We start from the raw sequence: 25798 nt of genomic DNA, 5'->3' as shown, positions 1-25798 counted from the left end.
CGTGTCAGTATGATGCACATAATAGCTCCCTCAGCTTTGCTGCAAGAATTTCAATAGCATATTCATTAGGGAAGAGAGAGATTGAAAGAATTACCAAATTAGTTCCAGATTGAATGTAATCTCTTACTGGTAAAATATGAGTTATTTCGACCAGCACTACATTTGAGGTGCATTCATTACGAAACTCATTCAATAAAAGGTAATCACCACAACGGAAATTACGGTCATCTACTCGCAGTTCTGCTTTTTTTGTTCCATCGCATACTGCTTCGAAATGTTCAGTAGTTATCTTTAAACAATGAATAGTTCTCATACTGAGCCTCCGATGTAATGTTTGCCTTTCAGTTCTGCAATCTCTTGACATGTGACGCAGCACTGTACACCTAGAATTGCGCGGCGACGGGCTGACGGGATTGGCAGATCGCAATCAATGCAGTGAAGCCGAGAAATACCCGTTTTTTTATTGCGCGCGTTACGGATATGCCGTTCGCGGTCTTCCTGCTCACGCTGTTGTGCTAAATCCATTGCGTCGGCCATTAGTGCAGCTCCTGTGATTCGTTCTCAAAGCGGGCTGCTTCACGGCGCAGTAGTTCGGCCGCTTCTTTACCGGTCATATCTGAATTGGTAATGTGAACGGCCAGAGCTTCGAGACGGATTGAAACGGCGAGAGCGCGGTCTTTGCGCTCTTCTTTTTTGGCTTCTTTAAACAAAGACTCCAGCACGTGGTCGCCAGCACTACTCGGCGTTGATAAATAAATAGTTCGACTCATATATCCTCCTTATTTTTGGCAAAAGAATGCCCGGCGGGTTTACGCCAAGTAATTACGTTTAATTAATTAACTATATCCAAATACAACAGCAGGCTTACTTTTTAACTGCTTGATGATTTCGGCTTTTAATCCATCCTTAAATTCTTTGCAGCACTCCCACTCAGGGTCAACGCGAAGTATTGCGCCATCGCGGGTTTTAATTTCAAAACCTTCCTCCATATTTGGAATCATGGCACCCAAAACAATTCTTAATTCATCGCGTGACATGTTTCACTCCTTTAATTACAAAGTGGACAATACGAATAATTAAAAAACCTGACGATTTCGGCGACTTTGTTTTCAGCCCTTTTAATAATTCGGACTGTGAGCGGCACGGGTGCCAGCGCTTGCCGTCCTTACCTGCGACCCAGCCGTGACCGTAGTGCATGCCGGGGCTTTGCTTAACGAGCAAAGACGCAAATGATGGTTCACTTTTCAGCATACGCACCTCAAATCAGCCCGAATGATGCGCCGATACCGCTCATGGTATCGACCACGCTCGACATAGCGGGATTAGTCTGCAGACGCGCATGCAGCGCCAGTGCCGACAATGACAACATGCGAATGCCAGCATTAACGCTTTCAATCATGTTGTGTTTACGGGCAGAGGTTAGACGTTCATCAGATACCGCCCCACTCGCCAGTTCGCCGAGTTCACGCATTGCGCGCATGACATAAGACTGCAATTTGTCTTTAGCCAGCTCATTAACCGGCACGCATGGCAGGCAGTGAATCTGCGCCAGAAAACCATCAACAAGTGTTGAGTCTTCGGTCAGGTCTGTCAGCAGCCACAATTCAGGCGGCGTGAACTGGTGAGGCTGTTCCGGGTTGAGCTTGTTACGTAACGTTTGAACATTCATACCCGCACGCTCGGCCAGCTTCGCCATGTTGTGACGCTGCGCAAAAGCGCGGCATGCTTCGTCATAGTGCGGATGTTTGGAAACCTGAAAATCAAACATGTTGCATCCTTACAATTCACATAAAGTGAATTAAGCACCGATGACGAGTTGAAAACGGGAATGACCTAACGCCTTACGCAGTTGCTCTTCTTTCCAGCGTGCGTAATAAATTCGAATCGGACCACCTGCTTTCTTGCAACCTTTACGGATGGTACGAGGTTCGATTGGTACACAAGGATTGTCGCCTGTTGTCCAGCGATAAGCGGTACGTTCAGAAACACCCTCAAGCTCTGCGAATTGCTGCAGAGTAACGATAGGTGCAGGCACTTTGATGATTGCGATTTCAGAAGCCATGTTGCATGATTCCCATTTTGACAATGTTTGCAATCAATGGCCTCTGTTTGCCAACTTTTGCCACTGATTGCCCGAATTACCAACGATATTAATACTCAATTGAGTATTAGTAAATACCCAAAGGAATAAATTTTGATACTTGATACTCAGGTGAATAACGACGAGTTACTGGATAGGATTTGTCAAGTATATGGTTTTACTCAAAAAATCCAGCTAGCCCGGCACTTCAATATTGCCGCCAGTTCCCTACAAAATCGCTACACGCGAGGCACTGTTTCTTATGATTTCGCCGTACAGTGCGCACTAGAAACCGGAGCAAGCCTGCTATGGCTTCTTACGGGGCAAGGCTCTCAATATGATGGCAAACCGTCTCCAACGGATCCGAAAACGATAGTCTCCTTCACTCTGAGTGATGGAAAACTCACAGAAAATTCACCATTGAGTATTGATGCCAGTTTTTTTAGCAAGCAAATGTCAAAAGGTATTGCTGTTCGCGCTGATGGAAAGCTGCACTTCATAGAACAAGATGCCTCACTTTCTGATGGCCTTTGGTTGGTTGATATTGAGGGGACTACCAGCATCAGAGAATTGACGCTCCTACCCGGCAAAAAATTACACGTTGCGGGCGGCAAAGTACCATTTGAGTGCGGGATAGATGAGATTAAAACGATTGGCCGTGTAGTGGGTGTATACAGCGAGGTTAATTGATGACTGTCCGTAAAAATCCGGCTGGCGGCTGGATTTGTGAGATCTACCCAAATGGTGCAAAAGGCAAACGTATCAGAAAGAAATTCGCAACTAAAGGCGAGGCTCTGGCGTTTGAACAGTACACCGTTCAAAACCCATGGCAGGAAGAAAGGGAAGACAGGCGCACGTTAAAAGAACTGGTTGATTCATGGTATAGCGCTCATGGTATTACGCTGAAAGACGGCTTGAAACGCCAGTTAGCCATGCACCATGCTTTTGAGTGTATGGGAGAACCACTCGCACGCGATTTTGATGCGCAGATGTTTTCCCGCTACCGAGAAAAACGGTTAAAGGGTGAGTATGCCCGTTCAAACAGAGTGAAAGAGGTATCGCCTCGCACGCTTAACCTTGAGCTGGCCTACTTTCGAGCGGTATTCAATGAGCTAAATCGCCTCGGAGAGTGGAAGTATGAAAATCCGCTGAAAAATATGCGCCCATTCCGCACTGAAGAAATGGAAATGGCCTGGCTCACAAAGGAGGAAATCGCAGCGCTTCTTGACGAGTGCAAACGACACGAACATCCTGATTTAGTATCAATCGTGAAAATATGTCTTGCGACTGGTGCTCGTTGGTCTGAGGCCGAAGGACTCAAGAAAACACAGCTATCAAAATATAAAATTACTTATAACTACACTAAAGGTAAAAGGAATCGCACAGTACCAATCAGCAAAGAACTTTATGAAGAATTACCTGCTAAAAACAAGGAGCATGGTAGCTTATTCCAGAATTGCTATGGTGCTTTTCGTTCGGCACTACAACGTACTAACATTGAATTGCCTGCCGGACAACTTACGCATGTATTGCGCCACACCTTCGCCAGCCACTTTATGATGAATGGTGGCAATATTTTGGTTTTGCAGCGGGTACTCGGACATACAGATATCAAAATGACTATGCGCTATGCGCACTTTGCGCCTGAACACCTTGAAGATGCTGTAAAACTGAACCCTCTACGTTATCAAAACAATAATTCAACACTGGAAAAAGATGGAGCCTAACGTGGCAACGAAAAAATACGAACTAACAAAGGAGTATTCCTTCCATGGCGAATTTTGGCAGTCTCCTGATAATAATCAAGGCAGATTTTCGGCACAAATAGAATACTCGCCATATCAAGGATTGATTTTAGATTATTGTATTTCTGATAGTGATAGTCCCGATACATGTGATAGATTATATGGGGTATTAAACACAGGTGAGTTATGTACTTTAATCGGTCCATTCAATTTCTCTCATGGTAATTTTCATTTTGGTAAAGGAACGACCCTGACGGGGCGACATGGATTTCCTATAATGCTTTTCAGTGGATTTTATGATGAAAATACAAAAATAAAACATTGTGATTTATCTCTACATGGTCTACAGGAATTCATTCACCCTCAAGGTTTTATCAATCAATTAAAATTTTCAGAACAACCAATTTTTACTGCGGAAGGAAGTGACTGGAAACTTCGACTTGTTAACAATGCAACATTTAACGCAATTGGTGACAATCTATCAAATATAATAAACTGTCAAAACAAGCATGCTCTAGAGAAATTTTACGTAAGTTTACAAGAAATTAAAAAATCATATCCCGATGCTTTTTTCTCTATCAGAAAAACTCTCACTTTTTACTATCGATTAGAATCCAAAAATCAAACAAAAATAAATGACTTCATATCAATGAGTTGGAATGTATCAGGGTTACTTTCAATTCTTATTGATAAGCCAGTACTACCAGAAGAACTATACTTCAAATTTGAAGGTAGTGATTTTAGAACCCCCTGTCTTTTATCAACCCGCTTCGAGCAAAGAACGATCGATCTTGCTCTTAAGCAAATAAATCATCGCTTCCTGCCAATTAACTGGAAAAACATTAATATTAAAGAGGTATTCTGTAAATGGTTTGAGCTCGCAGATAGATATGTATCATTAACGGCAACCTATCAATATGAAACAGGTTTCAGAACACTACATGAAGCTCATGCTGATATTATACTATTTGCAACCCAACTAGAAGCAATAAATTTAACTATGGGAGGTTCAAAAAATGAAAAATATATAAAACCCATCAATGAATATGCCTCTCCATTGCTCAAGCAAAAACTTGAACAGTTTTTTATAAAAATCAACAGTGAATCATTAGGCGCAAATATTGCCACGCTTAGAAATGAACTTGCACACGTTGATCGCAATAAAAAACTAATGAAAGCATTAACTATTGGTGATTATATTAAAATCGGTATGTATCTCAAAATTATCGTGACCTCTCATTTACTTTCAAATTTAGGTATTGATAAAGATAAAATTGAAAAATATCAAAATCAGGTAGCACCAGAATAATACGTCTAGACGATGGTTGCTTTCACTCATACTTAAAGAAAAACGATAATTATTAGTTTCTGAATGGCGATAAAGTGGCGGTAGAAATGGTGAATAATGGATAATCATTGGCAAACAATGGCAATCTATGTCAATGATAAATAAAGTAAATCATTGATTTTCAATTGTTCCGATAGGAACTCATAATCGCTTGGTCGCTGGTTCAAGTCCAGCAGGGGCCACCAAATTTTAGCTTTAAAATCATATAATTAAGCCACTCTAAAGAGTGGCCTTTTTGTTTCTGACAGGGCTCGCCCCATACCGCTATTTACGATGCCAATAGGCTGCCGCACGTACCAGGTGTGGATCAAACCCCTTTTCAAAGCACTGACTTAAACGTTTTACCGTTTTGCCTTCGCCAGTAATCCAGATGAAATAGTCTGATTCTGGTATTGTCAGCTGCGACAGGCGCGTTTGCATTACCTGTTCATCGCCGCCAACAACATATTCCACAGTAATATCCGTCAAATGGGCAAGATAATCGCGATATGCGGCATCCTGAATGCTCACCAGCGCGGTTACCGCAGGGCGCGCAGGCAGACGACTAAGCGATTCCAGACGACGACGCAGCGCAGGCATACCGGACTCATCGCAGACATAAACCTGACAGGCATAATCCTCCGGCACCACCAGCGAACCGCGCGGCCCGCCGATCGTCAGTGTATCGCCTTCACGGGCTTCCATTGCCCAACGGCTGGCTACGCCGCCATCGTGGATAAAGAAATCCAGCGCCAGCTCGCGACGCGCCTCATCATACAGCGGCGTGTAATCCCTGGAGACCGGACGAACGCCCTCCCCCCAGATAATACCTTCCTCAGTGACTGTCGGAGGCGTAAAGCGACAGCCTGGCTCAGGGAAAAAAACTTTCGTGTGATCGTCAAAGCCCAGGGAGGTAAAGCCGTCCAGCGCCTCGCCGCCAAGTACGATCCGCTGAAATCCTGCGCTAATACGTTCTACCCGCAGAACGGTCAGCTCGCGAAAACGCAGTTCATTACGAACACGCTGTGGGTAGCGTACGGATGATGTCGTCATTTTTTGCCTTCGTGAAGTAATACGATATATCTAAATTAAAGTTTTAAATGATAATGATTGTTAATCAGTAAAAATGCAACTGTTTTTTGATAGTGTTCTGGTAACGCGTCACTAACTATAACTTTATAATAAAACTTTATAAATCAACACATTATATCAACAAGCGTTTTTACCCTTGCTAAAACCCATCATTTAGATATAAATTAGATATATCTAAATAAGCAGGAGGCAATGATGCAAAATCAACATGAAGGGTGTTGCAAAAACCGGAATCATAAGCACGATGGTTGCTGCAAAGATCGAGAACATCAGCATGAAAGCTGCCATAGCGCGCATCAGCATGAGAACACCAGTTGCGGCGGCGAACACCGTCACGGACACGGCTGTGGTCGTCATGGACAGGGCGGTGGTCGACGTCAGCGATTTTTTGGCCACGGGGAACTTCGGCTGGTCATTCTTGATATCCTGACCCGGGACGCCAGCCACGGCTATGAACTGATTAAAGCGATAGAAAACCTGACGGGGGGCGGCTATACGCCAAGCGCTGGTGTGATCTACCCTACGCTGGATTTTTTACAGGATCAGCAATTTATCACGATTAGCGACGAAGAAGGCGGGCGGAAAAAAATCGCGATTACCGCGAACGGCGCGCAATGGCTTGATGAAAATCGCGAACACCTGACGCATATTCAGGCGCGGCTAAAAGCCCGTTGTGTGGGCATGGAGTTACGTAAAAATCCGCAGATGAAGCGGGCGCTGGATAACTTCAAGGCCGTGCTGGATCTGCGGATAAACCACAGCGATATCAACGACGCGCAAATCAAACGCATTATCGGCGTGATTGATCGCGCGGCGCTGGAAATCGCCGAACTGGATTAAGCGGGCTGCGTGTCCTCTTCGCGGACGCGGAACACGTTAACCAGCTCTTTTAAATGTAACGCCTGTTCGTTCAGCGACGCTGCGGCGGCAACAGACTCTTCCACAAGGCAGGAGTTTTGTTGCGTGGCGGCGTCAATCAGGCCAATCGCGCTGTTAATCTGCGAAATACCGTCAGTTTGCTCGCGGCTGGCCTGCCCAATCTCACGTAATATCACATCCATCTCTTCGACGTTATCCACCATGCCATTAATCAGGGCGCTGGCTTTCTCCACCAGGTGCATCCCTTCCTGAGTCTGACTGGTTGAATCTTCAATCAAATTACGGATTTCACTAGCTGACGAGGCACTCTTTTGCGCCAACTGGCGAACCTCTCCGGCGACAACGGCAAAACCGCGCCCATGTTCGCCCGCTCGCGCCGCTTCAACCGCCGCGTTCAGCGCCAGAATATTGGTCTGAAAGGCAATGGAATCAATGATATTGATGATATCCGACATACGATTTGCCGTATCGTTAATGACGCGCATTTTCTGCGTCACTTGATTCATCATCTCCCCATTGTTTTTCACCACGCTGGCGGCGCCGGCAGAGAGTTTGGTCGCTTCACTGGTATGATCGGCTGTGTTTTTAACCGTGGCGGTAATCTGTTCCATCGACGCCGCCGTTTCTTCAACCGAGCTGGCCTGCTCTTCCGTACGCGCCGCCAAATCCTGGTTACCGGCGACAATTTGCGCCGCCGCTGTGGAGATACTTTCCGAACCGTTTTGCACTTCCTGTACGATATCCAGCAGACGCGTTTTCATCGCCATTAATGCTTGCAGTAGTACGCCTGTTTCATCTTTATAGTCTGTGGTGATATGACGAGTCAGATCGCCATCGGCAATCGCCTCGGCAAAGCGTACTGCGTCATCAAGCGGCCGGGTAATAGAACGCACAATATACCATCCCATTACGCCTCCGGCGGCGATGCTTATCAGCGCTAAAGTGATTAACAGCGTCCGATTATTTTTAAAATCCTCTTTGACCTGCACGCTCGCCTCATGCATCTGCGCGTCCTGAACAGCGATAAGTTCCTGGACTTTGTCCTTATAGACTTTTTGCACCTGCACCGTTCTGGTCATCATCTCCTGAATGGCCGCCTGACGATTATTGCTTTGAATATCTTTCAAAATACGGAATCTGGACTCCAGATATTGCTGGCGCGCTTCACGGATCTCATTAATGATTTTCTGTGAATCCGCATCGTGACTATTTTCCCTGGAAAGCTCATCCAGTAACGCCGAAATACGCTGGCTTATCTCACTGAGTTCTTTCTGCGAGCTCTGGCTCCAGCGCCCCTCTTCATCCAGTAACATGAGCTGCTGCGCGATGATGAAATCATTAAAATTATCGATTAACAGATTGGCTTTTACCGTGGTGGGATAATCATTGGTAATAATGTCCTGCATACCCGTATTAGCCCGATCAAGGCTAAACAAAGACAGAGCGGAACTCACCACCATGAGAACAATGAATAAGCCAAAGGCCATAAATAATTTTGAACGTATTTTAATGTTATGCAAAAACATATTTTCTCCCTGGGATTGCATATCCTCATACAGGAAGATTTATCGGCAATAATGTTACTAACTTTATGATATTGATCGCTTTTTATTTCGGAACATTATTAGTAAGTAATTTTTATTGTTCACAGAAAGATGAACCAAAAGTGACATAAATTGGCACTAATAATGAAAGAAATACGCTAAAAGGTTAACCATTTCTTATTTATCAACTGAGCTTATACCTATTAATAGGTAGACAAGGGAGAAGGAATAAATATCACATTATTTTTAACATCACAGGCCACTGATACTCTCTGTGATGGCAGGCACCGCCTTCTATCAGAGCGCATCCGCCCGGTAAGCTTGTTGCTACCGGGCGGATGTCATTACCGTTGCTACCTACAAATAAACTTAATGCAGTACCGTGACCGCATCCTCCAGCCGGCTGGCACGGTGTTTTACCATTGCGGAGACTTGTGTGCTCTCTTCCACCAGCGCCGCATTTTTCTGGGTTATGCGGTTCAACTCGTCCACGGCGCGAGTCAGGCTGGAAAGCCCATCTGTCTGTTCCTGCGTCGACTGACTGATCCGTGCGATAAGCAGGGTGACATTTTGCACCTGGGCTACAATGTCATCCATGGTACGGCCTGCGGCGTGAACCTGCTCGGAGCCTGACTGCACCTTTGTTGCGCTGGCATCAATTAATTTACGAATATCGTTCGCCGCGTTAGCGCTGCGGCTGGCAAGATGGCGTACCTCGCCAGCAACCACGGCAAACCCTTTCCCCTGCTCGCCCGCTCTCGCCGCTTCTACCGCCGCATTCAGCGCCAGGATATTCGTCTGAAAAGCGATATCGTTAATTAGCGTGGTGATCGTCCCGATACGTTGCGTACTGTGAGCGATATCATCCATCGTTTTAATCACCGTATCCATCGCCTCACCTCCCTGAGTCGCCGCACTACTGGCCGCCATGGAAAGCTTATCCGCAGCGGAAGCCGTCTCGGAATTGAGCTTCACGGACTCCGCCATCTGGTTCATGGTCGTTACCGTTTCCTGAACATTCTCCACGGTCTGACGGGTGTGTTCGTTCAGATCATTGTTACCCTTCGCCAGCCTTTCACTGCCGTTTCTGACGCTGGAAACCTGACTTGATACGTCATTGATCAGCCAGCGGCACATCAAGCCAAGCTGCCCCACGGCCCTCAGCATCAGCCCCAACTCATCGCTGCGATTAAGATGTTGTACGCTGTTGCGTTCGCCGGTCGCCACTTTCAGCGCCTGCGTCGCCACATTTTCAATGGGACGCACAATTTGCCATTCAAATAGCGCCGTACCTGCCAGCATCGCCAACGCGCCCAACAGCAACGCCTGCCATGAGGCATCCGTACCGAACAGCGCCAACGCCAGCATTACGGCCATTAGCCCCATAATGCTACGCACTCGCCAGCGAACAGGCATAGCGGGCAGTTTGCCCAGCAAGCCCTGACGAACCACCAGGCCTTTATGAATACGTTTACTACACCGCCCTTCATTTAGCGCCTGATATAAAGGCTCGACGGCGGCAATCTCATCATCCGTGGCGCGGGTACGGATCGACATATATCCCGTCACACGCCCTTCACGTATCATCGGTACCGCGTTGGCCCTCACCCAATAATGGTCGCCGTTTTTACGCCGGTTTTTCACAATGCCGCTCCACGGTTCGCCCTGTTTTAGGGTGTACCACATATCTGCGAAGGCAGCTTTCGGCATATCCGGATGACGCACCAGATTATGTGGCTGCGCCAGTAACTCGTTTAACTGATAGCCGCTCACCTGGACAAAAGTGTCATTGGCGTGAGTGATATAGCTTTCCAGGTCGGTCGTAGACATCAGAGTGGTATCATCATCCAGCGGGGTATTTAGCTGGCTGACGTAGGGATGAGAAGACATGATAGCGTCCTGTGCAGGTTATCTGGATGTTAATTTTTCGCTCAGATGTTATTTCGGCGCTAATCTATTTATCTTTAGTTGTTAAAATTGCTCTGGATCGCAATTTGCGATTAATCCTTAATATTTGTACGATTTTCACCTCATCCTGCGCCTTATTTTCATTATGAAATTGTTTAGCATGGACAACCTTTTTCTTTAAAATCTGCCCTGGCTCACCTTTTTCTCACGCCGCCGTTAACGCAACACACCGTAAACCATAAAACAAGATCTGCTCAAAATGCATCCAATTGTTAACACATAACATTAAATGTTGTGTAAATGTGATTATTCCTGGTGTTTATCCCGATTTTCACTATGGGCTTAGACCCCCGCTAATCCCTGCAATACTTAATTCAGTATCATGTGATACACGGCCCTCTGGAGCTCATTTTGAACAGGTTACCTTCCAGCGCATCGGCTTTGGCCTGTAGCGCGCACGCACTGAATCTCATCGAGAAGCGAACGCTAAACCATGAGGAAATGAAAGCACTAAACCGAGAGGTCATTGACTACTTTAAAGAGCATGTAAATCCAGGATTTCTGGAATACCGGAAATCTGTTACCGCCGGCGGGGATTACGGAGCCGTAGAGTGGCAAGCGGGCAGTTTGAATACGCTTGTCGACACCCAGGGGCAGGAGTTTATCGACTGTCTTGGGGGGTTTGGCATCTTTAACGTGGGGCACCGTAATCCTGTTGTGGTATCCGCCGTCCAGAATCAACTCGCAAAACAACCTCTCCACAGCCAGGAGTTACTTGACCCCTTGCGGGCGATGCTGGCAAAAACGCTGGCGGCGCTGACACCGGGGAAACTCAAGTACAGCTTTTTCTGTAACAGCGGCACCGAATCCGTCGAAGCGGCGCTAAAACTGGCAAAAGCGTATCAGTCGCCGCGCGGCAAGTTTACCTTTATCGCCACCAGCGGCGCATTTCACGGCAAATCATTGGGCGCGCTCTCCGCCACGGCCAAATCCACCTTCCGCAGACCCTTTATGCCTTTACTGCCGGGCTTCCGCCATGTGCCGTTTGGCAATATCGACGCGATGAGCATGGCATTTAGCGAAGGCAAAAAAACGGGCGACGAGATAGCAGCCGTGATTCTGGAGCCAATTCAGGGTGAAGGCGGCGTGATCCTGCCGCCGCAGGGATACCTGACAGAGGTACGTAAGCTCTGTGACGAATTCGGTGCGCTGATGATTCTGGATGAAGTACAAACCGGCATGGGGCGTACCGGCAAGATGTTTGCCTGCGAGCACGAAAATGTGCAGCCTGATATTCTGTGTCTGGCGAAAGCCCTGGGCGGCGGCGTGATGCCGATTGGCGCCACCATCGCGACTGAAGAGGTGTTTTCGGTTCTGTTCGACAACCCCTTCCTGCATACCACCACTTTTGGCGGTAATCCGCTGGCTTGTGCTGCCGCGCTGGCGACCATTAACGTCCTGCTGGAACAAAATCTCCCGGCCCAGGCGGAACAAAAAGGCGATACGCTCCTGGATGGTTTTCGACAACTTGCGCGTGAATATCCCAATCTGGTACACGATGCGCGCGGCAAAGGTATGTTGATGGCCATTGAATTTGTCGATAACGAAACGGGCTACCGTTTTGCCAGTGAGATGTTCCGTCAACGCGTGCTGGTCGCTGGTACGCTGAATAATGCGAAAACAATTCGTATTGAGCCACCGCTCACGCTAACCATTGAACTGTGCGAACAGGTATTGAAATCAGCGCGTAATGCGCTGGCGGCGATGCAGGTGAGCGTTGAAGAGGTTTAAAAACGATGCCGGATGGCGCTGTGCTTATCCGGCCTGTTTTCCCCGGGTCGCAGCCTCTTTTTTGAATCCCATCACAATCACCACATTCCCCTTTTCCCTTTTACCTCGCGACGGCTACAGTAGTAACTCATCCGACCACATAACAATAATTTTACATACTGGATACGCTTATGAGCTACCCATCGCTGTTCGCCCCGCTCGATCTGGGCTTTACTACTCTCAGAAACCGCGTGCTGATGGGAGCGATGCACACGGGTCTGGAAGAACATCCTGATGGCGCTGAGCGCCTGGCGGCATTTTATGCCGAGCGCGCGCGACACGGCGTAGCGTTAATCGTCACCGGCGGTATTGCGCCCGTTCCCTCCGGGGTCGTGATGACCGGCGGTGCGATGCTGAACGATGCCAGCCAATTAACGCCTCACCGCGTGGTGACCGATGCCGTACATGCGCAAGGCGGTAAAATCGCGCTGCAAATTCTGCACACCGGACGTTACAGCTATCAGCCGCACCTGGTCGCGCCGTCGGCAATTCAGGCGCCAATCAACCGCTTTATGCCGCACGAACTGACGCATGATGAAATCTTGCAGTTAATCGACGACTTCGCGCATTGCGCGCAACTGGCGCGGGAAGCAGGCTACGACGGCGTAGAGGTGATGGGATCAGAGGGCTATCTGATTAATGAATTTCTCACCCGGCGAACTAACCATCGCGATGACGAATGGGGCGGCGACTATACCAGCCGTATGCGCTTCGCGGTTGAGGTAGTACGCGCGGTACGCCAGCGGGTAGGGAACGACTTTATTATTATCTATCGCCTGTCGATGCTCGATCTGGTGGAAAATGGCGGCACGTTCGACGAAACGGTACAACTGGCGCAAGCCATTGAAGCCGCAGGCGCAAGCCTAATTAATACCGGCATTGGCTGGCATGAGGCGCGAATCCCGACCATCGCCACGCCAGTACCGCGTGGCGCCTTTAGCTGGGTGACGCGGAAACTCAAAGGTCATGTGTCGGTTCCGCTGATCGCGACCAATCGCATTAACGATCCGCAGGTCGCTGAGAGGATCCTGACGCGCGGCGATGCCGATATGGTGTCGATGGCGCGTCCCTTCCTTGCCGATGCCGAATTCCTGACTAAAGCGCAATCCGGACGCGCAGATGAGATCAACACCTGTATCGGCTGTAATCAGGCCTGTCTGGATCGGATCTTCATCGGCAAAGTGACCTCCTGTCTGGTGAACCCACGCGCCTGTCACGAAACCCACATGCCGATAACGCCGGCCATACGCAAAAAGAATCTGGCCGTTGTCGGCGCAGGCCCTGCGGGGCTGGCTTTCGCGATTAACGCCGCGTCGCGCGGCCATCATGTCACGCTGTTTGACGCCCAGAGTGAAATTGGCGGTCAGTTTACTATCGCCAGGCAGATCCCGGGTAAAGAAGAGTTTTACGAAACGCTGCGCTACTACCGTCGAATGATCGATATTACTGGCGTTACGCTGAAACTGAACCAACAGGTGAACGCAGAGGATCTTCAGCCGTTTGACGAAGCGATCCTCGCCTGCGGAATAGTACCGCGCCGCCCGCCGATAGACGGTATCGATCATCCAAAAGCATTGACCTACCTGGAGGTATTGCGCGATAAAGCGCCGGTTGGTAAACGAGTGGCGATCATCGGCTGCGGCGGGATCGGTTTTGACACGGCCATGTATCTGAGCCAGCACGGCGAATCCACCAGCCAAAATATTGCTGAATTTTGTACGGAATGGGGAATTGATACCAGCCTGCAACAGTCAGGCGGTCTGCGCCCGGAAGGCCCGCGCCTGGCACGTAGTCCACGGCAAATCGTCATGCTGCAACGCAAAGCCAGCAAGCCGGGCGAAGGGTTAGGTAAAACCACCGGCTGGATCCATCGCGCGACGTTACTGGCGCGCGGCGTGAAGATGATCCCGGCAGTCAGTTACCAGAAGATCGACGACGACGGATTACATCTCTTGATCGGCGGCGAACCGCAGTTGCTGGAAGTGGATCATGTGGTGATCTGCGCCGGACAAGAACCCCGCCGCGAGCTGGCAGACCCGTTACGCGCCGCAGGTAAAACGGTACATCTTATCGGCGGATGCGATGTCGCGATGGAGCTGGATGCCCGACGGGCGATTGCCCAGGGCACCCGACTGGCGCTGGAGATTTAACGACTTTGCCTGATGGCGCTGCGCTTATCGGGCTTACACCGTCATACCGGTTTTATAGGCCGGTATGACGCTTGAGCGCCTTATCGACGGCGTCCCTGCTTCACCGCTTTCAAAATAACAAATTTATTGTTGGTTGCTATCGTCGCACAATTACCGAAAATCTTCTTCAGCTTGTGGAAATAGTCCAGATGGCGGTTCGCCACAATATACAGTTCGCCGTTGATTTTTAGGCAGCGGCGGGCATGATGGAACATCTCCCAGGCGATATTATCCGTCAGCGCATGTTTCTGGTGGAACGGCGGGTTGCAGAACACAGCGTTAAAACGGAACGGCTCCACACCGGAGAGCGCATTGTTGATCATAAATTCGCAGCGTTCGAACGCTTCCGGCAGGTTCGTTTCTACATTCAAACGGCTGGAATCTACCGCCATCGGCGATTCATCGACAAATACCACGTTCGCCTGCGGATTTTTCGCCAGTAAGCTCAGGCCAATCACCCCATTGCCGCAGCCGAGATCGACAATCTCCCCGTCGAGGTTTTCCGGCAAATGCTGCATAAAGAAGCGCGCGCCGATATCCAATCCGGTACGAGAAAACACATTCGCGTGGTTGTGAATCGTCCAGCCTGTATCTTCCAGTTTCCAGCTTAGCGTTTGCGGCGCGTCGGCCAGTTGCGGATGACTGAATGTACAGTTAATCAGGCGCGCTTTCTTCCACGCCAGCGTCGTCGTGGTTGGGCCCAGCACTTTTTCAAACAGTTCCAGCGTAGAGGTATGAATATCACGCGCTTTCGCGCCGGCGATAATACGCGTTTGCGCCGTAACGACCTTACGCAAAGCGCGTAACTGCTGTTCCAGCAACGCCAGTGTTTTCGGTACCTTAATCAATACCACGCCCGGCGCCTGCGGGTAGTCAGCGGTACTGTCGAGAAACGTTACGCTGGACTCCGCGATGCCGTTATGGCGTAAATTCTCTCGCGTACCCAGTTCGCTTAAATACGAATCGCCAATACTGTATGGCGAATGCTCCGCCAGCGCACAGCTTAGCGCGCCAAACGTATCATTCAGGATCAGCACCGGGCCGCGAATTTCCGTCTCATCCAACTGTTGCAGCAGATACTCATCGGCCGCCTCCCACGCCAGAAGCGGGTTAACATCATCCGTTTGCGGAAAACGTTTCAGCGTCAGTGAACGGAAACCGTCGTCTACGTGGCTCATTAGGCCTCCTGAATGGTAAAATTGCGGCGTTATCCCTGAAAAGGGTGCGTGAGTATACACTTTTTATCAGCAACATGGAGCTTTGATGACCTCACTAACTTACCTTCAGGGGTATCCGGAACATCTCCTTGCCCAGGTGCGCGCCTTAATCGCCGAGCAGCGCCTGGGAGCAGTGCTGGAAAAACGTTATCCCGGCGCGCATGATTACGCCACTGACAAAGCGCTATATCACTATACTCAGGAACTGAAAAGTCAGTTTCTGCGCAATGCGCCGCCCATTAATAAAGTGATGTATGACAGCAAGATCCATGTGCTGAAAAATGCGCTGGGACTGCATACCGCTGTCTCGCGCGTTCAGGGCGGCAAGCTCAAGGCAAAGGCGGAGATCCGCGTCGCCACCGTGTTTCGTAACGCCCCGGAGCCATTCTTACGGATGATTGTGGTTCACGAGCTGGCGCACCTGAAAGAGAAAGATCATAACAAAGCGTTTTATCAGCTCTGCTGCCATATGGAGCCGCAGTACCATCAACTGGAGTTTGATACGCGACTGTGGCTGACGCATCAGGCGCTGTCGGCACAATAAATTCTGAAAATGCCCCTTCCCCCGTATCTTTTTAACGGCGTGGGCATAAAATCGGCGCGTTCACATTTCGCTCATTGCCTGCCGCCACGTCAAGGATGACGATCTGTAGAGGGTATTTTTTATCCACCGCCAACGGAACCGCGCAACAACCATGCTCTCACAATGTGCCCGTTTTATCCGCCGCCTCTGTTTTACACGCCGGGCGTTAACAGTGGCGTGTTTTCTGCTTGTCGCAGCAGGCGTCGCGCTTTTCTATTCCAACTGGCTTATCGTCAACGCCTCGCAGCATCTGACATGGAATGACATTCAGACCGTTCCCGCCCGCAACGTCGGGCTGGTGTTAGGCGCTAGACCCGGCAATCGGTATTTTACCCGGCGGATTAATACTGCCGCCGCGTTGTATCACGCCGGTAAAGTGAAGTGGCTGTTAGTCAGCGGCGATAACGGCAAAAAAGAGTACGATGAACCTTCGGCGATGCAGCAGGCGCTGATAGCGAAAGGTGTGCCGGAAGCGGCCATTTTTTGTGATTATGCCGGATTCTCCACGCTGGACTCCGTAGTTCGCGCCCGGAAAGTGTTTGGCGAAAGCCGCATTACGATTATCTCGCAAGCATTCCATAATCAACGGGCGATCTGGCTAGCGCAACAATATGGCATTGACGCTATCGGCGTTAACGCGCCGGATCTGAATAAAAGGCACGGAACCTACACACGACTTCGGGAAAAGCTGGCGCGGGTTAGCGCGGTGCTGGATGCCAAAATTTTGCACCGTCAGCCTAAATATCTGGGCGCAGGCGTCACTATTGGGGCTGATAGCGCACACGGGTGCCCTTCTCGCCAGTAAAATGCCAGAGTGCGTCGCAGCGCACTGGCAAGGGCGGAAAGGCGTGCTACATTGACGAAAAATCCCTTTCTGGAGTCCGCTGACGTTTATGATACGTTTCGCTGTAATTGGGACTAACTGGATCACGCGCCAGTTTGTCGACGCCGCCCATGAAACCGGCAAATTCAGGCTCGCCGCCGTTTACTCCCGTAGTCTTGAACAGGCGCAGTCTTTCGCAAATGATTATCCCGTCGAGCATCTGTTTACCTCGCTGGAAGCGATGGCGCAAAGCGACGCGATAGAGGCGGTTTATATCGCCAGCCCGAACTCCCTGCATTTCTCCCAGACACAGCGCTTTTTGCAGCATAAAAAACATGTCATGTGCGAAAAGCCGCTGGCTTCTAACCTGGCGGAGGTTGATGCCGCTATCGCCTGCGCGCGCGATAACCAGCGGGTACTGTTTGAAGCCTTTAAAACCGCCTGCCTGCCCAATTTCCTGCTGCTGCGGGAATCGTTGCCGAAAATCGGCAGAATGCATAAAGCATTCCTAAATTACTGCCAGTACTCTTCACGTTATCAGCGCTATCTGAACGGCGAAAACCCGAATACGTTTAATCCGGCCTTCTCCAATGGTTCGATTATGGATATCGGGTATTACTGTCTGGCGTCGGCGATCGCGCTATGGGGCGAACCGCGCAGCGTTCAGGCGTCGGCGAATTTATTGGAAAGCGGAGTAGATGCGCACGGCGTCGTGGTTATGGATTACGGCGATTTTAGCGTCACGCTACAGCATTCCAAAGTCAGCGACTCGGTACTGGCCAGTGAAATTCAGGGCGAGAGGGGATCGCTGGTCATTGAAAAGCTGTCGGAATGCCAGAAAGTGTGTTTTGCGCCGCGCGGCGCGCTGATGCAGGATCTGACCCAGCCTCAGCATATTAATACCATGCTGTATGAAGCCGGGGCGTTTGCCCAGCTTATTGAAAACCACGCCGTGGAACATCCGGGGTTGTCGCTAAGTCGCGCCACGGCAAAATGGCTGACAGAAATACGCCGTCAAACCGGGGTCATCTTCCCGGCGGACGATCTGACCCATCCCCTTACTGCGTAAAATTATGTAAATTATATGTTACAGGTCATTGACTCTACGCGTGGCCTGTCATACTTTGTTACGCGCAAAGGGGAGTAACTTCATTGCCGGTCGATCGTCATTACGATGTGTGCAAAACCACATCCGGTCACCGGGCAGCCATAAAGGAATGCGTCAGCGTATTCCTTTATTGTTGTAAGTGAGACCTTGCCGAATGGCAAGGTCTATGCATAAAAGCAGCGGCTAATGCCATTCGGCGTTAGCCGTTTTTTTTTGCATAGGGAGAAATAATGAATACTGTTGGTACGCCATTATTATGGGGTGGATTCGCGGTTGTTGTGGTGATAATGCTATCCATCGACCTGTTGTTGCAGGGACGCCGTGGCGCACATGCGATGTCGATGAAACAAGCAGCAGGATGGTCAATCCTGTGGGTAACGCTCTCGCTACTGTTTAACGCTGCTTTCTGGTGGTATCTGGCTGAAACGCAAGGGCGCGAAGTTGCTGACCCGCAGGCATTGGCGTTCCTTACCGGCTATCTGATTGAAAAGTCGCTGGCCGTAGATAACGTCTTTGTCTGGCTGATGCTGTTTAGCTATTTCTCCGTCCCTCCGGCTCTGCAACGCCGGGTGCTGGTGTATGGGGTTCTTGGCGCGATCGTGTTGCGTACTATCATGATTTTCGCCGGTACCTGGCTTATCACTCAGTTCGAATGGCTGCTGTATGTGTTCGGCGCCTTCCTGCTGTTTACCGGCGTAAAAATGGCGCTGGCGAAGGAAGACGAATCCGGCATTGGCGAAAAACCGATGGTGCGTTGGCTGCGCGGGCATCTGCGTATGACCGATACGATCGAGAACGAGCACTTTTTCGTACGTAAAAACGGCCTGCTGTATGCCACGCCGCTGCTGCTAGTGCTGATTATGGTTGAGTTCAGCGATGTAATCTTCGCCGTTGACAGTATTCCGGCGATCTTTGCGGTCACCACCGACCCGTTCATCGTACTGACCTCTAACCTGTTTGCCATCTTAGGGCTGCGCGCGATGTACTTCCTGCTGTCCGGCGTGGCGGAACGCTTCTCGATGCTGAAATATGGTCTGGCGGTCATTCTGGTCTTTATCGGTATTAAGATGCTGATCGTCGACTTCTACCATATTCCTATCGCGATTTCGCTGGGCGTAGTGTTTGGCATTCTGACCATTACGCTGGTGATTAACGCCTGGGTTAACCATCAGCGCGATAAGAAACTACGAGCGCAATAATCTTTTATCGGGGTAAACCTGCCCCGTCAAAAACGCCCGGCAGCGCACACCTGTCGGGCGTTTTTGTTTAACATGTCACAATACTGTTAATATAAAGTTATAAAACATGATCACAGCAAAAAATCCAGGATATTTCGCTTCCCGAACCTTCAACTTTCCTTATACTCAACCAGGCAAACACTTTGTTACATCCTGAAAGATGCGCCGTAAGAGCGTGCAGGGGATGACCAGCAACACAATACAAGGAATATGAAATGGCTACGCAACGAGCATCAGGGCTACTGCAGCGTTTAGCGCAAGGCAGTCTGGTTAAACAAATTTTAGTGGGTCTGGTACTGGGGATTTTACTGGCATGGATTTCTAAGCCTGCGGCGGAAGCGGTTGGCTTGCTTGGCACCCTGTTCGTCGGCGCCTTAAAAGCGGTCGCCCCCGTTCTGGTGCTGATGCTGGTAATGGCCTCGATCGCCAACCACCAGCACGGTCAAAAAACCAATATTCGCCCTATTCTCTTTCTTTACCTGCTAGGCACCTTTTCAGCCGCGCTGGCGGCCGTTGTGTTCAGCTTCGCCTTCCCTTCAACGCTGCATCTGTCCAGTAGCGCCCAGGATATCGTGCCGCCGTCCGGCATTGTAGAAGTCCTGCGCGGTCTGCTGATGAGCATGGTGTCGAACCCCATCGACGCGCTGCTGAACGCTAACTATATCGGGATTCTGGTGTGGGCCGTCGGCCTGGGATTTGCCCTGCGTCATGGCAATGAAACCACCAAAAACCTCGTGAACGATATGTCTAACGCCGTGACCTTTATGGTGAAACTGGTGATCCGTTTCGCGCCAATCGGTATTTTTGGTCTGGTTTCATCAACGCTTGCAACCACCGGCTTCTCCACCCTGTGGGGCTATGCGCACCTGCTGGTCGTCTTGATTGGCTGTATGCTGCTGGTCGCGCTGGTGGTCAACCCGCTGTTGGTATTCTGGAAAATTCGTCGCAACCCTTATCCGCTGGTGTTCGCCTGCCTGCGTGAAAGCGGCGTTTATGCCTTCTTTACCCGCAGCTCTGCCGCCAATATTCCAGTGAATATGGCGCTGTGCGAAAAACTGAATCTGGACAGGGATACTTACTCCGTTTCCATTCCGCTGGGCGCCACCATCAATATGGCCGGCGCGGCAATTACCATTACGGTTCTGACGTTGGCGGCAGTTCATACGTTAGGCGTCCCGGTGGATCTGCCTACAGCGCTGCTGCTGAGCGTGGTGGCCTCGCTGTGTGCTTGCGGCGCCTCCGGCGTGGCAGGCGGTTCATTGCTGCTGATCCCGCTGGCGTGCAACATGTTTGGCATCCCGAACGATATCGCGATGCAGGTAGTAGCGGTCGGCTTTATTATCGGCGTATTGCAGGATTCGTGTGAAACGGCGCTGAACTCATCTACCGATGTTCTGTTCACTGCGGCAGCCTGCCAGGCAGAGGACGAACGTCTGGCGAATAACGCCTTGCGTAGCTAAGTGATTATCGATGCCGGATGGCGTATGCCATCCGGCGTAACGATAGATCTGAATCTCCCAATCCATAGGCTGTGACGGAAAGCGAATTGATATTCACGCGCGACATCCTCGCGTAACGTTATATGTAGATGGCGTCTGCCGCGGCGCTCGGTCAGCGTAAAGTATAAAGTGTCAGCCTGTGTAAATCCTCTCGCCACCCTCCCTTGCGATAAGCAAAATCAAAGCTCAACGACGCGTAATTTCTATAACGGACTTCGTTGACCTTTGTTACAATTAGATGCATTTTGAATTTTTGTGTGTTAGTGCTTGCTTACTTCACAACTTAACAAGGAATAGTTCAGGCCGCGAATTTGCCGTTTCCGCAACGCTGATAAAAACTCCAACTCTGTTGCGGCAGTGCAAACCTCAGATCACCGGCGTGACGTTAACCGATTCTCCAGGAATACTGAATGGAACTACTGACTCAATTGCTGAATGCCCTGTGGGCTCAGGACTTTGAAACACTGGCCAATCCTTCTATGATTGGCATGTTGTATTTTGTGTTATTTATGATTTTGTTTCTGGAAAATGGGCTGCTCCCTGCCGCCTTTTTGCCTGGCGACAGCCTGTTGATCCTGGTCGGCGTGCTGATCGCCAAAGGCGCGATGGGTTTTCCACAAACCATTTTGCTGCTTACCGTCGCGGCCAGCCTGGGTTGCTGGGTGAGCTATATTCAGGGCCGCTGGCTGGGGAATACCCACACCGTGCAAAACTGGCTCTCTCATCTCCCCGCACATTATCATCAACGCGCCCATCACCTTTTCCATAAACACGGCCTGTCGGCATTATTGATAGGCCGTTTTATCGCGTTTGTCAGAACGCTGCTGCCCACCATTGCCGGCATATCCGGCCTGAATAACGCGCGCTTTCAGTTCTTCAACTGGATGAGCGGCTTGTTGTGGGTACTTATCCTGACGTCGCTGGGCTATCTGCTGGGTAAAACGCCCGTCTTTATGAAGTATGAAGATCAGTTAATGTCATGCCTGATGCTGCTGCCCGTGGTGCTGCTTTTTTTTGGCCTGGCGGGTTCGCTGGTCATGCTGTGGAAAAAGAAGTATGGGAGCCGGGGATAACTTATGCTTAAACCACGCATAACTGCCCGACAACTCATTTGGATCAGCGCTTTTCTACTGATGCTGACCATACTCATGATGACGTGGTCAACGCTGCGTCAGCAAGAGTCGACGCTGGCCATTCGCGCGGTTAACCAGGGCGCCAGTATGCCAGACGGCTTCTCAGTTCTGCATCATCTGGATGCGAACGGCATTCATTTTAAAAGCATTACGCCTAAAAATGACATGTTGCTCATTACCTTCGATTCCCCTGCGCAAAGCGCCGCAGCAAAAACGGTACTTGATCAAACGCTGCCACACGGTTATGTCGTCGCTCAGCAGGACGATGACAACGAAACGGTACAGTGGCTGTCCCGCTTACGGGAAAGCTCACACCGCTTTGGCTAATCTCCAGGAATCCGAATCATATCACTCACTTTGGTGATTTCATTGTTTAATGACTATGATTAATAAAGCGGTGTTTAACCCACCGCGTTATTATCGGGATCACCGCCCCGGACAACGGGTCCGAACATAAGGGAAAGTTCAGGAATGAAATACCGCATCGCTTTGGCTATCACGCTTTTTACACTTAGCGCCGGTAGCTACGCTAATTCGCTTTGTCAGGAAAAAGAGCAGGATATACAAAAGGAAATTAGCTACGCTGAAAAGCACAACAATCAGCGCCGTATTGAGGGTCTGAACAAGGCGCTCAGCGAAGTACGCGCTAATTGTACTGACAGCAAGCTACGCGCCGAGCATCAGAAAAAGATCGCTGAGCAAAAAGAAGAGGTAGCCGAACGCCAACGTGATTTAGCCGAGGCAAAAGCAAAAGGCGATGCGGATAAAATAGACAAACGTGAACGTAAGCTGGCCGAGGCTCAGGATGAGCTAAAAAAACTTGAGGCCAGAGACTACTAAATTAACGCCGAATGTAAATACTCACTCACCTGGAGAAAACTATGTCGAAAGATAACACTACGGAACATCTGCGCGCTGAGTTGAAATCCCTGACCGATACGCTTGAAGAAGTGCTGAGCTCTTCGGGCGAAAAGTCGAAAGAAGAGTTGAGTAAGATTCGTAGCAAAGCCGAGCGCGCGCTGAAAGAGAGCCGTTACCGCCTGGGCGAAACGGGTGATGTGATTGCCAAACAGACTCGCGTCGCCGCCGCCCGCGCCGATGATTATGTGCGCGAAAATCCCTGGACAGGCGTAGGCATTGGCGCCGCTGTCGGTCTGGTGTTGGGCGTACTGCTGACGCGTCGTTAATTATGGCGGACTCTCGACAGGCACAAGGACCAGGCAAAAGCGTACTGGGTATCGGGCAGCGGATTGTCACCATTATCGTTGAGATGGTGGAAACCCGGCTGCGACTGGCGGTAGTAGAACTGGAAGAAGAGAAGGCGAACCTCTTTCAGCTTTTGCTGATGGTAGGTCTTACCATGCTCTTCGCGGCGTTTGGCTTAATGAGCCTGATGGTTCTGGTCATCTGGGCTATCGATCCTCAGTACCGTTTGAACGCGATGATCGCTACCACAGTTGTGCTGTTAGTGCTTGCGCTAATCGGCGGCATCTGGACTTTGCGCAAAGCGCGTCAGTCCACGCTATTGCGCCATACGCGGCACGAACTGGCTAACGATCGGCAAATTCTGGAGGACGATCAGTCGTGAGCAGCAAAGGCGAACGCGAAAAACGTAAAGCGCTGCTTCTCAGTCAGATCCAGCAGCAACGGCTGGATCTGTCCGCCAGTCGTCGCGACTGGCTGGAGACCACCGGCGCGTACGATCGCGGCTGGAATACGGTGTTAAGCCTGCGCTCCTGGGCGCTGGTCGGTAGCAGCGTAATGGCCATCTGGACCATCCGTCATCCTAATATGTTGGTACGCTGGGCGAAACGCGGCCTGGGTATCTGGAGCGCCTGGCGCCTGGTAAAAACTACCCTCCGTCAACAACAGCTCCGCGGTTAATATCTTTTCTTTTATAGCATCGCGCCATCAGGTTATCGCCCTATTACACCTGGTGGCGCGATACTTTTATGCATATCGTCTCTTTATCAATCACTCAAATTTTTTGAAAAAATTTGGCAATTTTCCTTGCTAACAATTCCTGTACGCCACGTTTATGATTCTCTCCAGCGATAACAATGACGCGCTAAACCGCGCCATTGCTCATGAAAATAGCAGCAGCAGCCGAATCGGCCTCCTGGAGAATAAAATGAAAAAATTAGAAGATGTTGGTGTACTGATAGCGCGTATTTTAATGCCAGTTCTGTTTATTACCGCAGGATGGGGAAAAATTAGCGGCTATGCGGGCACACAACAGTATATGGAAGCGATGGGCGTACCAGGATTCCTGCTGCCGCTCACCATACTGCTTGAGTTCGGCGGCGGTCTGGCGATTCTGCTGGGGTTCCTCACCCGCACCACTGCGCTTTTTACCGCTGGTTTTACGTTGCTGACGGCATTGATCTTCCATAGCAATTTTGCAGAAGGTGTAAACTCGCTGATGTTTATGAAAAACCTGACCATTGCCGGCGGATTCTTATTACTGGCGTTAACCGGGCCTGGCGCGTTCAGCCTTGACCGTCTGCTGAATAAAAAGTGGTAAGCAATCTATACTCAATTAAAAAAGCGAGGGAATAGCGCCTCGCTTTTGTCATCTGAAGGAGAGAGACATGGGACAACTGATCGATGGCGTCTGGCACGACACCTGGTATGACACCAAATCTTCCGGGGGGAAATTTCAGCGTTCAGCGTCGGCTTTCCGCAACTGGCTTACCGCTGACGGCGCGCCCGGACCTTCCGGCGAAGGCGGATTCGCCGCAGAAAAAGATCGTTACCATCTGTACGTTTCCCTTGCCTGCCCCTGGGCGCATCGCACGCTCATTTTCCGTAAACTGAAAGGTCTGGAGCCGTTTATTCCGGTTTCCGTCGTGAATCCATTGATGCTGGAAAACGGCTGGACGTTTGATGATACTTTTCCGGCGGCCACCGGCGATACCCTCTATCAGCATGAATTTCTCTACCAGTTGTATCTGCACGCCGATCCACACTACAGCGGCCGCGTCACCGTACCGGTCTTATGGGATAAAAAAAATCATACTATCGTCAGCAACGAGTCCGCCGAAATCATTCGTATGTTTAACTCCGCCTTCGATGGGCTAGGCGCTAAAGCCGGGGATTACTATCCCCCCGCGCTGCAAAGCAAAATTGACGAGTTAAACGGCTGGATTTATGACAACGTTAATAACGGCGTTTATAAAGCAGGCTTCGCCACCAGCCAGCAAGCGTATGATGAAGCGGTAGAAAAGGTATTTACTGCGCTGGCGCGCCTGGAACAGATTCTCGGACAGCACCGCTATCTGACGGGCGACCAGTTGACCGAGGCGGATATCCGCTTATGGACGACCCTGGTACGCTTTGATCCGGTTTACGTGACTCATTTCAAGTGCGACAAATACCGAATCAGCGACTACCTGAATCTGTACGGTTTCCTGCGCGATATCTATCAAATACCGGGCATTGCTGAAACCGTTAATATGGACCATATTCGTCACCACTATTTCCGTAGCCATAAAACGATTAACCCCACAGGTATCATTTCTATCGGACCGTGGCAGGATCTGCTCGAACCTCACGGGCGCGACGTGCGCTTTGGCTAATTTCAGGCGTCCTCCGGGACGCCTT

At 50.1% G+C, this 25798-nt stretch carries 30 protein-coding genes; 19 read left to right on the top strand and 11 right to left on the bottom strand.

What is annotated here, in order from left to right; translation table 11 throughout:
* Positions 1 to 4: 4 nt before the first annotated feature.
* The 7 genes from ACLJPE_RS09850 to ACLJPE_RS09820 form a co-directional block, all read right to left on the bottom strand.
* Positions 5 to 313, bottom strand: a complete 309-nt coding sequence (locus ACLJPE_RS09850; protein WP_077917723.1) for a DUF3850 domain-containing protein — start codon at positions 311 to 313, stop codon at positions 5 to 7.
* A complete protein-coding gene (locus tag ACLJPE_RS09845) occupies positions 310 to 537 on the bottom strand; it encodes a TraR/DksA family transcriptional regulator (RefSeq protein ID WP_039514397.1) in 228 nt (75 codons plus the stop codon). Before ACLJPE_RS09845 ends, ACLJPE_RS09850 begins: the two co-directional genes overlap by 4 nt.
* Positions 537 to 770 carry a DUF2732 family protein gene (locus ACLJPE_RS09840; RefSeq protein ID WP_001550180.1) on the bottom strand — a complete coding sequence of 78 codons (234 nt, stop codon included), beginning with the start codon at positions 768 to 770 and terminating at the stop codon, positions 537 to 539. Before ACLJPE_RS09840 ends, ACLJPE_RS09845 begins: the two co-directional genes overlap by 1 nt.
* A gap of 66 nt (positions 771 to 836) precedes the next feature.
* Entirely contained in the window at positions 837 to 1037 is a 201-nt protein-coding gene (locus ACLJPE_RS09835) for a hypothetical protein (protein ID WP_001550179.1), read from the bottom strand.
* Positions 1024 to 1251, bottom strand: coding sequence for a phage filamentation protein Fil family protein (locus ACLJPE_RS09830; RefSeq protein ID WP_039514399.1), 228 nt, complete (start codon positions 1249 to 1251; stop codon positions 1024 to 1026). Before ACLJPE_RS09830 ends, ACLJPE_RS09835 begins: the two co-directional genes overlap by 14 nt.
* 7 nt (positions 1252 to 1258) lie before the next feature.
* Positions 1259 to 1768, bottom strand: a complete 510-nt coding sequence (locus ACLJPE_RS09825; protein WP_020316738.1) for a phage regulatory CII family protein — start codon at positions 1766 to 1768, stop codon at positions 1259 to 1261.
* A 30-nt stretch (positions 1769 to 1798) separates the two neighbouring features.
* Entirely contained in the window at positions 1799 to 2062 is a 264-nt protein-coding gene (locus ACLJPE_RS09820) for a hypothetical protein (RefSeq protein WP_001630878.1), read from the bottom strand.
* A gap of 132 nt (positions 2063 to 2194) precedes the next feature.
* On the opposite strand from ACLJPE_RS09820, the gene ACLJPE_RS09815 reads away from it, so the two are divergent.
* Genes ACLJPE_RS09815 through ACLJPE_RS09805 form a run of 3 tightly spaced genes read left to right on the top strand, consistent with a single transcriptional unit; the run spans position 2195 to position 5134 of the window.
* The gene (locus ACLJPE_RS09815; protein WP_039514402.1) at positions 2195 to 2770 is read left to right on the top strand and encodes a phage repressor protein CI; all 576 of its coding nucleotides are present in this window, start codon (positions 2195 to 2197) and stop codon (positions 2768 to 2770) included.
* Entirely contained in the window at positions 2770 to 3807 is a 1038-nt protein-coding gene (locus ACLJPE_RS09810) for a tyrosine-type recombinase/integrase (RefSeq protein WP_039514404.1), read from the top strand. The genes ACLJPE_RS09815 and ACLJPE_RS09810 overlap by 1 nt, the downstream gene beginning before the upstream one ends.
* A gap of 1 nt (position 3808) precedes the next feature.
* Positions 3809 to 5134, top strand: a complete 1326-nt coding sequence (locus tag ACLJPE_RS09805) for a HEPN domain-containing protein (RefSeq protein WP_039514423.1) — start codon at positions 3809 to 3811, stop codon at positions 5132 to 5134.
* 303 nt (positions 5135 to 5437) lie between these two features.
* On the opposite strand, the gene ACLJPE_RS09800 is transcribed toward ACLJPE_RS09805, so the two are convergent.
* On the bottom strand, positions 5438 to 6205 hold the full coding sequence (locus ACLJPE_RS09800; RefSeq protein WP_000213762.1) for a siderophore-interacting protein: 768 nt from the start codon (positions 6203 to 6205) through the stop codon (positions 5438 to 5440).
* A 231-nt stretch (positions 6206 to 6436) separates the two neighbouring features.
* Between ACLJPE_RS09800 and ACLJPE_RS09795 the strand changes: the two genes are divergently transcribed.
* A complete protein-coding gene (locus ACLJPE_RS09795; protein WP_089082083.1) occupies positions 6437 to 7084 on the top strand; it encodes a PadR family transcriptional regulator in 648 nt (215 codons plus the stop codon).
* Here the strand turns inward: ACLJPE_RS09795 and ACLJPE_RS09790 are convergent.
* Both ACLJPE_RS09790 and ACLJPE_RS09785 read right to left on the bottom strand, forming a co-directional pair.
* Positions 7081 to 8649, bottom strand: a complete 1569-nt coding sequence (locus ACLJPE_RS09790; RefSeq protein WP_000478462.1) for a methyl-accepting chemotaxis protein — start codon at positions 8647 to 8649, stop codon at positions 7081 to 7083. The genes ACLJPE_RS09795 and ACLJPE_RS09790 overlap by 4 nt on opposite strands.
* A 387-nt stretch (positions 8650 to 9036) precedes the next feature.
* On the bottom strand, positions 9037 to 10557 hold the full coding sequence (locus ACLJPE_RS09785) for a PAS domain-containing methyl-accepting chemotaxis protein (protein ID WP_023212682.1): 1521 nt from the start codon (positions 10555 to 10557) through the stop codon (positions 9037 to 9039).
* 429 nt (positions 10558 to 10986) lie between these two features.
* Here ACLJPE_RS09785 and ygjG point away from each other — a divergent pair, with 429 nt between their 5' ends.
* Together ygjG and ACLJPE_RS09775 are read left to right on the top strand one after the other, a co-directional pair.
* Positions 10987 to 12366: a putrescine aminotransferase gene (gene ygjG / locus ACLJPE_RS09780; protein WP_001520281.1), complete on the top strand. Its 1380-nt coding sequence runs from the start codon at positions 10987 to 10989 to the stop codon at positions 12364 to 12366.
* Positions 12367 to 12536: 170 nt separating this feature from the next.
* Positions 12537 to 14555, top strand: coding sequence for an NADPH-dependent 2,4-dienoyl-CoA reductase (locus tag ACLJPE_RS09775; protein ID WP_039514406.1), 2019 nt, complete (start codon positions 12537 to 12539; stop codon positions 14553 to 14555).
* Positions 14556 to 14635: 80 nt separating this feature from the next.
* On the opposite strand, the gene rlmG is transcribed toward ACLJPE_RS09775, so the two are convergent.
* A complete protein-coding gene (gene rlmG / locus ACLJPE_RS09770) occupies positions 14636 to 15772 on the bottom strand; it encodes a 23S rRNA (guanine(1835)-N(2))-methyltransferase RlmG (RefSeq protein WP_000019989.1) in 1137 nt (378 codons plus the stop codon).
* An 85-nt stretch (positions 15773 to 15857) separates the two neighbouring features.
* Between rlmG and ACLJPE_RS09765 the strand changes: the two genes are divergently transcribed.
* From ACLJPE_RS09765 to ACLJPE_RS09705, 13 genes are all read left to right on the top strand, one after another.
* Positions 15858 to 16355, top strand: coding sequence for a M48 family metallopeptidase (locus ACLJPE_RS09765; RefSeq protein ID WP_000202966.1), 498 nt, complete (start codon positions 15858 to 15860; stop codon positions 16353 to 16355).
* 151 nt (positions 16356 to 16506) lie between these two features.
* Entirely contained in the window at positions 16507 to 17199 is a 693-nt protein-coding gene (locus ACLJPE_RS09760; RefSeq protein ID WP_023214012.1) for a vancomycin high temperature exclusion protein, read from the top strand.
* An 88-nt stretch (positions 17200 to 17287) separates the two neighbouring features.
* A complete protein-coding gene (locus ACLJPE_RS09755; protein ID WP_000617682.1) occupies positions 17288 to 18286 on the top strand; it encodes a Gfo/Idh/MocA family protein in 999 nt (332 codons plus the stop codon).
* 269 nt (positions 18287 to 18555) lie between these two features.
* Complete coding sequence (locus ACLJPE_RS09750) at positions 18556 to 19524, top strand: TerC family protein (protein ID WP_001098833.1); 969 nt, start codon at positions 18556 to 18558, stop codon at positions 19522 to 19524.
* A 254-nt stretch (positions 19525 to 19778) separates the two neighbouring features.
* Positions 19779 to 21023 carry a serine/threonine transporter SstT gene (gene sstT, locus ACLJPE_RS09745; protein WP_000235360.1) on the top strand — a complete coding sequence of 415 codons (1245 nt, stop codon included), beginning with the start codon at positions 19779 to 19781 and terminating at the stop codon, positions 21021 to 21023.
* Between the two features lie 449 nt (positions 21024 to 21472).
* The gene (gene yqjA, locus ACLJPE_RS09740; RefSeq protein ID WP_000422137.1) at positions 21473 to 22135 is read left to right on the top strand and encodes a DedA family general envelope maintenance protein YqjA; all 663 of its coding nucleotides are present in this window, start codon (positions 21473 to 21475) and stop codon (positions 22133 to 22135) included.
* Between the two features lie 3 nt (positions 22136 to 22138).
* Positions 22139 to 22522, top strand: a complete 384-nt coding sequence (gene mzrA, locus ACLJPE_RS09735) for an EnvZ/OmpR regulon moderator MzrA (protein WP_000917516.1) — start codon at positions 22139 to 22141, stop codon at positions 22520 to 22522.
* 144 nt (positions 22523 to 22666) lie between these two features.
* Positions 22667 to 23035 carry a DUF1090 domain-containing protein gene (locus tag ACLJPE_RS09730; RefSeq protein ID WP_000877297.1) on the top strand — a complete coding sequence of 123 codons (369 nt, stop codon included), beginning with the start codon at positions 22667 to 22669 and terminating at the stop codon, positions 23033 to 23035.
* A gap of 41 nt (positions 23036 to 23076) precedes the next feature.
* A complete protein-coding gene (locus ACLJPE_RS09725; RefSeq protein WP_000031219.1) occupies positions 23077 to 23382 on the top strand; it encodes a YqjD family protein in 306 nt (101 codons plus the stop codon).
* A gap of 2 nt (positions 23383 to 23384) precedes the next feature.
* A complete protein-coding gene (locus tag ACLJPE_RS09720; protein WP_000785626.1) occupies positions 23385 to 23783 on the top strand; it encodes a phage holin family protein in 399 nt (132 codons plus the stop codon).
* Positions 23780 to 24079 carry a YqjK-like family protein gene (locus ACLJPE_RS09715; RefSeq protein WP_000095496.1) on the top strand — a complete coding sequence of 100 codons (300 nt, stop codon included), beginning with the start codon at positions 23780 to 23782 and terminating at the stop codon, positions 24077 to 24079. The genes ACLJPE_RS09720 and ACLJPE_RS09715 overlap by 4 nt, the downstream gene beginning before the upstream one ends.
* A gap of 247 nt (positions 24080 to 24326) precedes the next feature.
* On the top strand, positions 24327 to 24719 hold the full coding sequence (locus ACLJPE_RS09710) for a DoxX family protein (RefSeq protein ID WP_001592732.1): 393 nt from the start codon (positions 24327 to 24329) through the stop codon (positions 24717 to 24719).
* A gap of 67 nt (positions 24720 to 24786) precedes the next feature.
* Entirely contained in the window at positions 24787 to 25773 is a 987-nt protein-coding gene (locus ACLJPE_RS09705) for a glutathione S-transferase family protein (RefSeq protein ID WP_023217464.1), read from the top strand.
* Positions 25774 to 25798 lie beyond the last annotated feature (25 nt).

It is taken from the genome of Salmonella sp. SAL04196 (assembly GCF_046550835.1).
Lineage (GTDB): Bacteria > Pseudomonadota > Gammaproteobacteria > Enterobacterales > Enterobacteriaceae > Salmonella > Salmonella enterica.
Note: the sequence above shows the minus strand (reverse complement) of the source record. Positions and strands in the feature narration are given on the sequence as shown.